The organism is Clavibacter sp. CT19 (assembly GCF_027858075.1).
Classification (GTDB): domain Bacteria; phylum Actinomycetota; class Actinomycetes; order Actinomycetales; family Microbacteriaceae; genus Clavibacter; species Clavibacter tessellarius_A.
Genome location: NZ_JAQHYR010000010.1, coordinates 86,099 through 98,776, shown reverse-complemented (window position 1 = coordinate 98,776; position 12,678 = coordinate 86,099). Strand labels below are relative to the sequence as shown.

The 12,678-nt window shown below is 75.4% G+C and carries 10 protein-coding genes; 7 read left to right on the top strand and 3 right to left on the bottom strand.

The annotated features are described in order from the left end of the window. Window positions 1-819: an aminotransferase class IV gene (locus PED38_RS13015; protein WP_270981603.1), complete on the bottom strand. Its 819-nt coding sequence runs from the start codon at window positions 817-819 to the stop codon at window positions 1-3. Between the two features lie 53 nt (window positions 820-872). Here PED38_RS13015 and PED38_RS13010 point away from each other — a divergent pair, with 53 nt between their 5' ends. From PED38_RS13010 to holA, 5 genes are all read left to right on the top strand, one after another. After that, the gene (locus PED38_RS13010; RefSeq protein WP_270981602.1) at window positions 873-2,429 is read left to right on the top strand and encodes an anthranilate synthase component I family protein; all 1,557 of its coding nucleotides are present in this window, start codon (window positions 873-875) and stop codon (window positions 2,427-2,429) included. 98 nt (window positions 2,430-2,527) lie between these two features. Next, complete coding sequence (leuS, locus tag PED38_RS13005) at window positions 2,528-5,086, top strand: leucine--tRNA ligase (protein WP_063070286.1); 2,559 nt, start codon at window positions 2,528-2,530, stop codon at window positions 5,084-5,086. A 140-nt stretch (window positions 5,087-5,226) separates the two neighbouring features. After that, the gene (locus tag PED38_RS13000) at window positions 5,227-6,288 is read left to right on the top strand and encodes a ComEA family DNA-binding protein (RefSeq protein WP_270981601.1); all 1,062 of its coding nucleotides are present in this window, start codon (window positions 5,227-5,229) and stop codon (window positions 6,286-6,288) included. A gap of 344 nt (window positions 6,289-6,632) precedes the next feature. Then, window positions 6,633-8,120, top strand: a complete 1,488-nt coding sequence (locus PED38_RS12995; RefSeq protein ID WP_063070285.1) for a ComEC/Rec2 family competence protein — start codon at window positions 6,633-6,635, stop codon at window positions 8,118-8,120. A gap of 62 nt (window positions 8,121-8,182) precedes the next feature. Next, on the top strand, window positions 8,183-9,211 hold the full coding sequence (gene holA, locus PED38_RS12990) for a DNA polymerase III subunit delta (protein ID WP_270981600.1): 1,029 nt from the start codon (window positions 8,183-8,185) through the stop codon (window positions 9,209-9,211). A 164-nt stretch (window positions 9,212-9,375) separates the two neighbouring features. Here the strand turns inward: holA and rpsT are convergent, their stop codons facing one another. Together rpsT and PED38_RS12980 are read right to left on the bottom strand one after the other, a co-directional pair. Continuing rightward, a complete protein-coding gene (rpsT, locus tag PED38_RS12985; RefSeq protein ID WP_012038238.1) occupies window positions 9,376-9,639 on the bottom strand; it encodes a 30S ribosomal protein S20 in 264 nt (87 codons plus the stop codon). 135 nt (window positions 9,640-9,774) lie between these two features. Beyond that, window positions 9,775-10,293 carry an NUDIX hydrolase gene (locus PED38_RS12980; protein WP_063070283.1) on the bottom strand — a complete coding sequence of 173 codons (519 nt, stop codon included), beginning with the start codon at window positions 10,291-10,293 and terminating at the stop codon, window positions 9,775-9,777. 104 nt (window positions 10,294-10,397) lie between these two features. Between PED38_RS12980 and PED38_RS12975 the strand changes: the two genes are divergently transcribed. Both PED38_RS12975 and PED38_RS12970 read left to right on the top strand, forming a co-directional pair. Further along, window positions 10,398-11,660 carry an amidohydrolase gene (locus tag PED38_RS12975; protein WP_270981599.1) on the top strand — a complete coding sequence of 421 codons (1,263 nt, stop codon included), beginning with the start codon at window positions 10,398-10,400 and terminating at the stop codon, window positions 11,658-11,660. Next, the gene (locus PED38_RS12970) at window positions 11,657-12,634 is read left to right on the top strand and encodes an epimerase (protein WP_270981598.1); all 978 of its coding nucleotides are present in this window, start codon (window positions 11,657-11,659) and stop codon (window positions 12,632-12,634) included. Before PED38_RS12975 ends, PED38_RS12970 begins: the two co-directional genes overlap by 4 nt. The last annotated feature ends 44 nt before the right edge of the window (window positions 12,635-12,678 follow it).

Below are 12,678 nucleotides of genomic sequence, written 5' to 3'. Positions count from 1 at the left end.
TCAGCCCACCGGCAGCTCGCGCCGCAGCGCGTCGAGCCGCGCGCGCCAGGCGGTCACGCGGCCGGGCTCGGCGGCGACGGCCGGGCCGTCGATCCACCCGCGCACCAGGCGGATGCCGTGCAGCGCGCTCACGGCCCACACCTCGCGGCCGTCGAGGTCGGCGGGACGAACGCGGTCGTGCAGCACATCGACCCCGAGGGCGGTCGCGAGCGCGAGGATGCTGCGCTCGGTGATGCTCGCGATCCGCGGCACGTCGCCCTCGACCACCGCGAGCGCGTCGCCGTGCCACCACAGGATCGCGCTGTAGGCGCCCTCGACGATGGTCCCGTCGTCGGCGAGGATCACGGCCTCGCCCGCGCCGTGCCGGGCCGCGCGGCTCCGCAGGGCGCCGAGCGCGTGCAGGTCCGGGCCCTTGAGGCGCGGCAGGGTGCGCGGATCCGGCCCGTCGTGGTCGCGCAGCACGACCGTCGCGGTGCGCTCGGGGGCGGGTCGCACGAGCAGGCGGGCGACGTCGCCGTCCGGGCCGCGCAGCGCCTCCACGCGGGGGAACCAGGCGCCCGCGCGCGGCAGCGCGGCGACGGCGGCGTCGAGGAAGGCGGCGGGATCCGGCACCGCGGCCGCCTGCGTCCGGAGCGCCGCGAGGAACCGCTGCCGGTGCACGTCGAGCGCGAGGACCCGCCCGTCGTCCACCAGGAACGAGTCGGCCGCGAGGACCCGGTGCCCGGCGGGCCGCGTCTCCTCGGCTCCTCCCCGGGTCGCGTCCGCGGCGTCGGGCGCCCAGCCCGCGGGGGTCCACCGGAGGATCTGCTCGGAGCTCATACCCTTGAGGCTAGGCGGCCACAGGGTGCGGCCACGACACCGGGAGGCCGCGCATGGACGGAGCGCTCGCGCACGCGAGGACGGCCGTCCGGGGACGCCGCATCGCCGGATGGCACGACCCCGAGGACGTCTTCACGGCCCTCTTCGCCGACGAGGCCGCGGGCGACGTCGCGTGGCTCGACGACTCGGCGGGGGAGGGCTGGAGCTACCTCGGTGCGAGCGCGGGCAGCGTCACCGCCTGGCCGGACGGCGTCTTCGACGGGCTGGCCGGGCTGCTGGCGCACGCGTCGGCCGCCGACGCCGGCGCCTCCCTCGACGCCGGCGCCTCCCTCGACGCCGGCGCCTCCCTCGACGACGGCCTCCCACCCGACCTCGCCTTCCGGCTGGGCGTGGTCGGCTGGATCCCGTACGACGCCTGGACCGAGACCGTGCCGCTGCACCACGCGCCGGTCGCGGACGCCCCGGACCGCGCCGCGCCCGAGCACGCAGCGCCCGAGCATGCCGCGCCCGAGCATGCTGCGCCCGAGCATGCTGAGCCCGCCGCCGCCGTCCTCCGGGTGGAGCGCCTGCTCGCGTTCGACCACGGCACCTCCGCCGTCTGGGCGGTCGCGCGCGCGGGGGACCCGTGGCTCGACGCCGTCGAGGGCGACCTCGCGGGCGTCCCGGCGAACCCCCGTCGGGCCGCCGCGGCGCCACCGCACGGCCCCGCCGACGCGGATCCGGGATCCGACCCCGTCTGGCGCCACGACGACGACGGCTACCTCGCCCTCATCCGCTCGTGCCAGGAGTCCATCCGCCGCGGCGACGCCTACCAGCTCTGCCTCACCAACACCGCGCGCATGCCCGGACGGGTCGACCCCGTGGGCGTGCACCTGGCCCTGCGCGCGCTCAGCCCCACCCACCACGGCGGGTTCCTCCGCATCGGCGGCACCGTGCTCGTCAGCGCGTCGCCCGAGCGCTTCGTCGAGGTGGACGCGGGCGGCACGCTGCGCACGCTCCCCATCAAGGGCACCCGGCCGCGTCACGCCGATCCGGCAGCCGACGAGCGGGCCCGCGCCGAGCTGCTCGCGAGCGACAAGGAGCGCGCGGAGAACGTGATGATCGTCGACCTCATGCGCAACGACCTCAGCCGCGTGTGCGTGCTCGGCTCGGTCCGCGTCACGAGCCTCTTCGCCGTCGAGGCGTACGCGCAGGTGCACCAGCTCGTCAGCCGTGTGGAGGGCCGGCTCGTGCCCGGCGTCACGGCGGTGGCCGCGGTGCGCGCCCTGTTCCCCGCCGGATCCATGACGGGAGCCCCGAAGTCCGCGGCCGTCGGCATCCTCCGGGCCCTCGAGCGCGGGCCGCGCGGCGTGTACGCGGGCGCGTTCGGCTGGTTCGGCGACGACGGACGTGCCGACCTGGCCATGGTGATCCGCTCGGTCGTCGTCGCGGACGGCCGCGCCACCGTGGGCGCCGGGGGCGGCATCACGGCCCTGTCGGTGCCCGAGGAGGAGCTCGAGGAGGTGCGCGTGAAGGCCGCGCCGCTGCTGGCCGCCGTGGCCGCGGGCCGGGTCGCGGAACGCGTCGAGGGTCTCCCGTCCTCCCTCCCCAGGGCCGCCGCCGGGGCCTGATCCGCCACCCCGTCGCCCGTGCGGGTTCCCCCCGGCCGGGTCACTAGTCTTGTCGAGGCCTTGACGGCCGCGACCCCCGCATCGAATCGAGAGCGCCCTTGGCACACGAGACCCCCGACACCCCCGGCGACACCTACGACTTCCGCGCCATCGAGGCCGAGTGGTCGGAGGTGTGGGAGCGCGAGCAGCCGTTCCGCACGCCGGACGCGAGCGACACCCGTCCCCGCAAGTACATCCTCGACATGTTCCCGTACCCCTCGGGCGACCTCCACATGGGGCACGGCGAGGCGTTCGCCATCGGCGACGCGGTCGCGCGCTACTGGCGCCAGCAGGGCTTCACCGTCCTCCACCCCATCGGCTGGGACTCCTTCGGCCTGCCCGCGGAGAACGCCGCCATCAAGCGCGGCGTCGACCCGCGCGAGTGGACCTACGCGAACATCGACACGCAGAAGCAGTCGATGAAGCGCTACGGCCTCTCCTTCGACTGGGAGCGCGAGCTCCACACGAGCGACCCCGAGTACTACGCGTGGAACCAGTGGCTGTTCCTCAAGATGCACGAGAAGGGCCTCGCCTACCGCAAGGACAGCTGGGTCAACTGGGACCCGGTGGACCAGACGGTGCTCGCCAACGAGCAGGTGCTGCCGGACGGCACGTCCGACCGCTCCGGCGCCGTCGTCGTCAAGAAGAAGCTCACGCAGTGGTACCTGCGCATCACCGACTACGCCGACCGCCTGATCGACGACCTCAACCAGCTCGAGGGCAAGTGGCCGTCCAAGGTGCTCAACATGCAGCGCAACTGGATCGGCCGCTCCGTGGGCGCGGAGGTCGACTTCGTCATCGAGGGCCGCGACGAGCCCGTCACGGTGTTCACCACCCGCCCGGACACGCTGCACGGCGCCACGTTCATGGTGGTCGCGCCCGACAGCGACCTCGCGGCCGAGCTCGTCGAGGGCGCGTCCGACGAGGTCCGCGAGGAGTTCCGCGGCTACCTCGAGCGCACGCAGCGCCTCAACGAGATCGAGCGCTCCACGACCGACCGTCCGAAGACGGGCATCCCGCTCGGCCGCACGGCCGTCAACCCGGTCAACGGCGAGCGGATCCCCGTCTGGGCCGCCGACTACGTCCTCGCCGACTACGGCACGGGCGCGGTCATGGCCGTCCCCGCGCACGACCAGCGCGACCTCGACTTCGCGCGCGCCTTCGACCTGCCGGTGCGCGTGGTGGTCGACACCACGCAGCCCGTCACGGGCGCCATCCGCATCATCCCGGAGGACGGCGAGCTGCCCGACCTCGAGGAGGTGCTGCCCGGTCGCACGGGCGTCGCGCTCCCCGGCGAGGGCCGCCTCATCAACTCCGGGTCGCTCAACGGCCTGAGCAAGCAGCCCGCCATCAAGCGCGTCATCGAGCAGCTCGAGGCGGAGGGCCGAGGCCGTGCGGCGAAGAACTACCGGCTGCGCGACTGGCTCATCTCGCGCCAGCGGTTCTGGGGCACGCCCATCCCCATCGTCTACGACGCGGAGGGCAACGAGATCCGCGTGCCGGAGGACCAGCTGCCCGTCAGGCTGCCCGACACCGCGGGGCTCGACCTCACGCCCAAGGGCAAGTCGCCGCTGGCCGCCGCGACGGAGTGGTCGAACGTGCCGAGCCCGGTGGACGGCAGCCCGGCCACGCGCGACCCCGACACCATGGACACGTTCATGGACAGCTCCTGGTACTGGCTGCGCTTCCTCTCGCCGAACGACGCCACGAAGGCGTTCGACCCGGCCGACGCCGACCGCTGGGCGCCCGTCGACCAGTACGTGGGCGGCGTCGAGCACGCGATCCTGCACCTGCTGTACTCGCGCTTCATCACCAAGGTGCTGTTCGACCTCGGCTACGTCACCTTCACGGAGCCGTTCAGCGCGCTGCTGAACCAGGGGATGGTGCTCTCCGGCGGCGTCAAGATGTCGAAGAGCAAGGGCGGCGTCGACCTCGGCTCCGAGATCGACCGCCACGGCGTGGACGCCATCCGGCTCACCATGGCGTTCGCCGGCCCGCCGGAGGACCCGATCGACTGGGAGGACGTGTCCCCGTCCGGGTCCGCCAAGTTCCTGGCCCGTGCGTGGCGCCTCACGGGCGACATCACGAGCGCGCCCGAGGTCGAGTGGAAGACGGGGGACGAGGCGCTCCGCCGCGTCACGCACCGCTTCCTGGCGGAGGGCCCCGGGCTCCTCGAGGCGTTCAAGTTCAACGTGGTCATCGCCCGCACGATGGAGCTCGTCAACGCCATCCGGAAGACCATCGACCAGGGCCCGGGCGGCGGCGACGCGGCCGTCCGCGAGGCCACCGAGGTCGTCGCCGTGGCGCTCAGCCTCTTCGCGCCGTACACGGCCGAGGACATGTGGAAGCGCCTCGGCTACACGGGCTCGGTCGCGTTCGCCGGCTGGCGCAAGGCCGATCGCAACCTGCTCGTCGTGAGCACGGTCACCGCCGTCGTGCAGGTCGACGGCAAGGTGCGCGACAAGCTCGAGGTCGACGCCCGCATCGGCGCCGACGAGCTCGAGGCGCTGGCCCGGGAGACGGCGGGCGTCACGCGGTCCACCGCCGGCCGAACGATCGACAAGGTCATCGTGCGCGCGCCGAAGATCGTCAGCATCACCACCAAGCCCGCCTCCTAGCGGGTCGCCGCGCACGCGGGAACGAGGGCGGTCCGGATCCCGGGCCGCCCTCGCTCCATCCCAGGGGCCGCCGCGGGGCACGATCCCCAGCCCGGACGCACGGGATCGTCCGCACCGGCGTCGCGGCCTACCGTGCGCGCATGCGCTCCCACCGCCCCTCCCGGCCCGCACTCCCCGCCGACGATCCCGGCGACGCCGCGGGCGACGCCACGGGATGGGGCGGACCCGACGAGGATCCGTTCCCGGCGGAGGATCCGTTCGACGCGGAGCATCGGTTCCCGGCGGAGGACCCGTTCGACGCGGAGGACCCGTTCGGTGCGCGCGCAGACGCGGCCGAGGACGCGCGGCCGCGCCCCGCGGACCGGGGCACACGCGCCGCCGCGCCGCGGCTCCCGGCGGACCTCGTGGGGCGGCGTCCGCGGTTCCGCCTGCGCACGGGGGTCGGGGCGGCCGCGGTGCTCGTGGCCGCCGCGCTGGTCGTCACGATCCTCGTCACGGCCGTCCAGGCGACCGGGACGCCCGGCTCCGACGCAGCCGGGGCCGCCTCGCCCCGCGCGACCTCGCACGGGGAGGGAGCGGCCACCGCCGACGCGTCGGCAGCGGGTGGCACCGTGTCCGACGTCGGGTCCGACGACGCCGGATCCCCCCGCACGACGGGCCATCCCGGGGATGCCGTGTCGCGCTCCGGGGGCGCAGCCGATGCCGACGGCGCGGGCACCGGATCCGGCTCCGGCTCCGGGACCGCCGGCGCCGCCCCCGTCTACGTCCACGTAGTCGGCGCCGTCGTCTCTCCGGGCCTGTACCCGCTGGCGGCCGGGAGTCGGGTGGTCGACGCCCTCGCCGCAGCCCACGGGCTCGCGGACGGCGCGGATCCGGCGGGCGTCAACCTGGCGCGCGTCCTCGTCGACGGCGAGCAGCTCGTCGTGCCGCGCCAGGGGGAGACGCCTCCCGCCGCCGCCTCGGGTCCCGCCGGTGCGGCCGCCGGCAGCGCGGGCGGCGCGACCCCGTCCGCGCCCGTCGACCTCAACACCGCGACAGCGGAGCAGCTGGAGACGCTCCCGCGCGTCGGCCCGTCGCTCGCCGGGCGCATCATCGCCTGGCGATCCGCGCACGGCCGCTTCGCGCGCGTCGCCGACCTCGGCCGCGTGCCGGGCATCGGCGATCGGACGCTCGCCTCGCTGACGCCCCTGGTGCGGGTGTGACGCCCCGCCGAGCGGACCCGACCGCGCGCGACCGCCCCGCCCGTGGCCCTCGTGACGTCCGGGGCGGCCGTGATCGGGCGCGAGCAGCCGCCGCCGCGACGCCGCTCGACCTGCGGCTCGCCATCCCGGCGGGGGTCGGCTGGTGCGCGACGGCCGTGGCGATCGGCGTCCGCGGGTCCGCCGCTCCGGCCGCGGTCCTCGCCGCGGCGCTGGCCGCTGCGCTCGCGCTGGCGTCGGTGGCCGCGGCGCGGCGGTCCCGATGTGACGAGCGCGGCGCCCGACCGGCCCCACCCGGGCGCGGATCGCGGCGCGCATCCCGGGGTCCCACCTCATCCCCGCCCGGGATGCTCCGAGGCGCGGCCGGCCTGGCGGTCGCCGCGGGCGTGGCGGCGATGCTCCTCGGCGCGGCGGCCGCCCGCGAGCCGCTGCGCCATCCCGTCGAGCTCGAGGCCGCGGCGGCCGCCGCCGGGATGGTCGTCGCCGACGTCGTCCTCGACGAGTCGCCCGCCCCGGTGGCGGGGCGCGCGTCGGGCGCGTCCGCCGCACCCGCCCGGGTCCGGATCGTCGGCCGCCTCCGCGTCATCCACGTCGGCGGGCAGGCGCCCGGTCGGGCCGCCGACGTCACGGTGACCCCGTCGGCGCCCGTCCCCGTGGTCGTCTTCGCGCCCGCCGCCGCCGTGGGCGGCGCGCGACCCGGGGTGGGGTCGACGATCCGGCTGACCGCGGCGGTGCGAGCCGCGGAAGCGGGCGACCAGGCGGCCTACCTGCTCCTCGCCCGCGGCGGCCTCGAGCAGATCGCCCGGCCCGACGGCCCGCTCGCCGTCGCCGACGGCCTGCGCCGGGAACTGACGCGCGCCGCGTCCGAGCTGCCCGGGCCGGGAGCGCGTCTGCTCCCCGGGCTCGCCATCGGCGACGTGTCCGCCGTCCCCGCGGAGCTCGCGCAGACCATGAAGGACACCTCCCTGACGCACCTCACAGCCGTCTCCGGCGCCAACTGCGCGGTCATCGTGGGCATCGTGCTCGCGCTGGCCGCCGCCGTCGGGCTGCGGCGGCCGGCCCGCGCCGTCGCCGCGGTGGGGGCCCTCGCCGCGTTCGTCGTGCTCGTCACCCCGCAGCCGAGCGTGCTGCGCGCGGCCGTCATGGCCGCGGTGCTCATCGTGTCCACCGTCACCGGCCGCCCCTCACGCGGTCTGCCCGCGCTCGCCCTCGCGGTGGTCATCCTCCTCGTGGGCGATCCCTGGCTGGCTCGGGACCTCGGCTTCGCGCTGAGCGTGCTGGCCACGGCGGGTCTGCTCGTGCTCGCGCCACCGCTCGCCGACCGCCTCGCGCGAGGGATGCCGCGTCGCCTGGCCGAGGGGCTCGCCGTCCCCGTCGCCGCGCAGGTCGCCTGCCAGCCGGTCCTGCTGGTGCTGCAGCCGGGACTGCCCGTCCACGGCGTGCTCGCGAACCTCCTCGCCGAGCCCGCGGCGGCGCCCGCCACCGTCGCGGGGCTCGCCGCGTGCGTCCTGCTGCCGATCTGGCCGGCCGCGGGGGGATTGGCGCTGCGGCTCGCCTGGCTGCCGTCCTCGTGGATCGCGGCCGTCGCCCGGGTCATGTCGGAGCTGCCGTGGGGGCGGGTCCCGTGGCCCACCGGCTTGGGCGGCGTCGTCGCGCTCACGCTGGCCAGCGCGCTGGCGGTCGCGGCGCTCGCGCTCGGACGCGGGCCGGGGGAGCGCCGCGCCGGGACCGCCGTCACTCCCGGCCCGGCCCCGCCCGCAGCCCCGTCGTCGGCGGGCCCGCCGCCCGTGCACGGCGTGCGCCCGGGGACGGCCGATGTCCCACCCGACGGCTAACCTGGATCCGCTCGCGGCACCCGACCGCGGCCGACCACTCCACCCCGCCCGGAAGGACCCGCATGGCGACCAGGACCACCCGCGGCACCGCCGCGAAGGCGTCCGCGGCCATCCCGCAGCTCGCGTGGGATGCCGTCCGCCCCGCCCCCATCGTGCTCGTCTCCGGCACGGAGGCGCTCCTCGCGGACCGGGCCATCCGGCGCCTCCGCGACATCCTCACCGCGGAGGATCCGAGCATCGAGGTGTCCGACATCGAGGCCGACTCCTACGCCCCGGGGGAGCTCATCACGCTGGCCAGCCCGTCGCTGTTCGCGGAGCCGCGGCTCATCCGCGTGGTCAACGTGGAGAAGTGCTCCGACCAGTTCCTGCTCGACGCCGTCGCCTACCTCGAGTCCCCGGCCGACGACACCTACGTCGTGCTCCGGCACGCCGGGGGAGTGCGCGGCAAGAAGCTGCTCGACGCGGTGCGCGCGGGCACGGGCGGCGGCATCGAGGTCGTCTGCGCGGAGCTGAAGAAGGACAGCGAGAAGCACGACTTCGCCGTCGCCGAGTTCCGGGCGGCCAAGCGCTCCATCACGCCGGGCGCCGTGCGCCAGCTCGTCGCCGCGTTCCAGGACGACGTCAGCGAGCTCGCGTCCGCGTGCCAGCAGCTCATCTCCGACACGGCGCACGAGATCACCGAGGTCACGGTCGACGAGTACTACGGCGGCCGGGTGGAGATCAACGCGTTCGCGGTCGCCGACTCCGCCATCGCCGGTCGCCGCGGCGAGGCCCTCGTGCTCCTCCGGCACGCGCTCACCTCGGGGGCGGATCCGGTGCCGCTCATCGCCGCCTTCGCCATGAAGATCCGCACCATGGCGAAGGTCTCGGGCGTCTCCGGCCCGTCCGGGCAGCTCGCCTCGAAGCTCGGCATGGCGCCGTGGCAGGTGGACCGCGCCCGGCGCGACCTGCAGCTCTGGGACGACGAGGGCCTGGGCCGCGCCGTGGAGGCCCTGGCCGAGGCGGACGCGCAGGTCAAGGGCGGCGGACGCGACGCGGTCTACTCGCTCGAGCGCATGGTCCGCACGGTGGCCTCCCGCGGCCGCGACTGAGACAACGGCGTGGGCCACGACGGGGACCGCGACTGAGACCGCGACGGGGACCGCGCCTGAGGCCGCCCATCAGGAGCGCGCCTGAGGCCGCACATCTGCATCGCGCCGAGCACGACGAAGGGCCCCGCGGAAAGCGGGGCCCTTCGTCGTGCGGTGCGGCGAGGTCAGCCGATCTTGGCGACCTGCTTGGCGATCGCGCCCTTGCGGTTCGCGGCCTGGTTCTTGTGGATGACGCCCTTGCTGGCGGCCTTGTCGAGCTTCTTGCCGGCGAGGCTGACGGCCTTGACGGCCGCGTCCTTGTCGCCCGCCGTGATGGCGGTCTTGACCGAGCGGATCGCCGTCTTCAGCTCGCTCTTGACGGCCTTGTTGCGCTCCTGGGCCTTCTTGTTCGTGCCGATGCGCTTGATCTGCGACTTGATGTTTGCCACGTGTTATGTCTTCCGTTCGATTTTTCGTCAGATGAGTTGCCGCTCAGCGAGAGAGGGCGCCTGCGGCGATACCGCGTGATCGGGGAGGATCACACGCAAGCCAACAGGCGACGATACCAGGTCGCGGCCGGGAAATCAGGCGCCCGAGCCCCGCGCGTCGCCGTCCGCCCACGGGGAGCGCTCGCCCGGACGCACGAAGCGGGCCTCGGGCAGGTCGTCGACGGCGTCCAGGATGCGCTGGCGGAGGTCCGCGGGCATGTCCGGGAGGGCGTCCACCGGCCACCAGCCCACGTCGAGCGACTCGTCGTCGGCGACGTGCGCCTCGCCGCCCACGTAGCGGCAGCGGAAGGTCAGGTCGAGGTAGCTCGCGCGGTCGCCGTTGGGGTAGGTGATCTCGCCGGTGGTGCCCACGGAGACGAGCCGCTCGACCTCGATCTCCACGCCCGTCTCCTCGGCGGCCTCCCGCGCGGCGCCGACGGCGGGCTCCTCGCCGGGATCGAGGATCCCCGTGACGGGCGCCCACCCGCCGGTGTCGCCGCGGCGGACGAGGAGCACGCGCGGGCCGTCGAGGATCACCGCGGTCACGCCGGACAGCCACAGGGGCTCCGTGCCGATCCGCTCGCGGAGCGACACGATGAAGTCGGGGATGCCCATCCCGCGAGCCTACCGAGGCTCCTCCGGCGACCCCGTCCCCGGCGGCCGCCAGAACGCGCCGCGGCCGCCCCGCCGCCGCCGTCCCGCCGTCCTAGGCTCGGGGCATGGCCCTCCCCGCAGATCCCACCGCCCCCGTCCGCGCCTCCTCCTCCACCGTCACCGCCATCACCGGAGGCCACGTCGTCCCCGTCGACGGCGTCCCGATGCCCGGCGGCACCGTCCTCCTCCGCGACGGCCTCGTCGCCGCGGTCGGCCCGGCCGCCGACGTCGAGGTCCCCGCGGGCGCGACCGTGATCGACGCCGCCGGCCGCTGGGTCCTCCCCGGCTTCGTCGAGGCGCACGGCCACGTGGGCATCCACGAGGAGGCCAACGGCCCGGCGGGCGACGACACCAACGAGATGACCGACCCCGACATGTCGTCGGTGCGCGCGATCGACGCGATCGACATCGACGACGAGGGCTTCCGCGACGCGCTCAAGGGCGGCGTCACGACCATCGTCGTGAAGCCCGGCTCGGGCAACCCGATCGGCGGCCAGTCCGTCGCCATCAAGTCGTGGGGCGGCCGCACCATCGACGAGCAGCTCGTGAGCGACTCCGTGAGCGTCAAGAGCGCGCTCGGCGAGAACCCGAAGCGCGTCTACGGCTCCAAGGACCGCACGCCGTCGACGCGCCTGGGCGTCGCCATGGTGATCCGCCGGGCCTTCCGCGACGCCGAGGACTACCGCGCCGCCCGCGACCACGCGGCGAAGGAGGGCACGCCCTTCTCCCGCGACCTCGGCAAGGAGACGCTCGTGCGCGTCCTCGACGGGGAGCTCGCCTGGGACCAGCACACGCACCGCCACGACGACATCGCCACGGCGATCCGCCTCGCCGACGAGTTCGGCTACCGCCTCGTGGTCAACCACGGCACCGAGGGCGACAAGATCGCGGACGTGCTCGCCGAGCGCGGCATCCCCGTCATCTTCGGGCCCATGATCACCTCGCGCTCCAAGGTCGAGCTCCGCGACCGCGCCGTCGCGAACCTCGCGGCCCTGCACCGGGCGGGCGTCCTCGTGGCGATCACGACGGACGCGCCCGTCGTGCCCATCGACTTCCTGGTGCACCAGGCGTCCTTCGCGGTGAAGGACGGCCTGCCGGCGGACATCGCGCTGCGGGCGATCACCGCGAACCCCGCCGCCATCCTCCGCCTCGACCACCGCGTCGGCGCGCTCACGCCGGGCCTCGACGCCGACGTCGTGATCTGGTCGGGCGACCCGCTCGACGTGCGGTCGCGCGCCGAGCACGTCATCATCGGCGGCGACACGGTCTACACGTGGGCCGACGGCCGGGGCACCACGGTCGAGCGCGGCACGCGCTTCGGCGCATGAGCGACGCACCGGGGCCGACCGCCCCGCGCATCGCGGTCATCGCGGGCGCGTCCGGCTTCATCGGACAGGTGCTCGTCCGCGAGCTGACCGAGGAGGGCTACCGCGTCCGCACCGTCGGTCGCTCCGGCGCCGACGCGCGCTGGGGCGACGCCGAGGGGATCCGCCGCCTCCTCGACGGCGCCGACCTCCTCGTGAACCTCGCGGGCAAGAGCGTGAACTGCCGCTACGGCGTGGCGAACCGCCGGGAGATCCTGCGCTCGCGCGTGGAGACGACCGCCGAGCTCGGACGCGCGATCCAGGACAGCGTGGCCCCCGTGCCCGTGTGGATCAACGCCTCGACCGCCACGGTGTACCGGCACGCGACCGACGGGCCGCAGACCGAGTCGACGGGGGAGCTCGGCGACGACTTCTCGCCGTCGGTGGGCCGCGCCTGGGAGCGCGCGTTCTTCGCGCCGGATCTGCCGTCCACGCGTCGCGTCGCGCTGCGCATCGCGATCGTCCTCGGACGGGACGGCGCGCTCCAGCCGCTCCTCGGCCTCGCGCGCTTCGGCCTCGGCGGGCCGCAGCTCGACGGGCGGTTCCCGGGGCGCCCGTCGCGCATCCGGGCGGGCGCGCACCACGTCTTCCAGCCGACGAACGGCCGCCAGGTCTTCAGCTGGCTGCACATCGACGACCTCGTGGGGATCATCCGCTTCGTGCGCGACACCCCGACGATCGAGGGCCCGGTCAACGCGTCGAGCCCCGCGCCCGTCACCAACCGGCGGCTGATGAAGGTGCTGCGCCACGCCGTCCGCATGCCGGTCGGCCTCGCCGCGAACCGGTGGATGCTCGAGGCGGGCATGTGGCTGTTCCGCACCGAGCCCGAGCTCGTCCTCAAGAGCCGCTGGGTCGTCCCGGAGACGCTGGAGGCCGCGGGCTACCGGTTCCGGTGGCCGGAGCTCGGCGCGGCGGTCGCCGACATCGTCCGGCGCTGATCCCGTCGCCGGGCGCGGTCCCTGCTCCTCCGCGGGCAGGGACC

Bases quoted from the DNA above. Each gene is read 5' to 3' on its own strand.
- PED38_RS13015 (WP_270981603.1), bottom strand. From the start codon at position 819: ATGAGCTCCGAGCAGATCCTCCGGTGGACCCCCGCGGGCTGGGCGCCC.
- PED38_RS13010 (WP_270981602.1), top strand. From the start codon at position 873: ATGGACGGAGCGCTCGCGCACGCGAGGACGGCCGTCCGGGGACGCCGC.
- PED38_RS13000 (WP_270981601.1), top strand. From the start codon at position 5,227: ATGCGCTCCCACCGCCCCTCCCGGCCCGCACTCCCCGCCGACGATCCC.
- PED38_RS12995 (WP_063070285.1), top strand. From the start codon at position 6,633: ATGCTCCGAGGCGCGGCCGGCCTGGCGGTCGCCGCGGGCGTGGCGGCG.
- holA (WP_270981600.1), top strand. From the start codon at position 8,183: ATGGCGACCAGGACCACCCGCGGCACCGCCGCGAAGGCGTCCGCGGCC.
- PED38_RS12980 (WP_063070283.1), bottom strand. From the start codon at position 10,293: ATGGGCATCCCCGACTTCATCGTGTCGCTCCGCGAGCGGATCGGCACG.
- PED38_RS12975 (WP_270981599.1), top strand. From the start codon at position 10,398: ATGGCCCTCCCCGCAGATCCCACCGCCCCCGTCCGCGCCTCCTCCTCC.
- PED38_RS12970 (WP_270981598.1), top strand. From the start codon at position 11,657: ATGAGCGACGCACCGGGGCCGACCGCCCCGCGCATCGCGGTCATCGCG.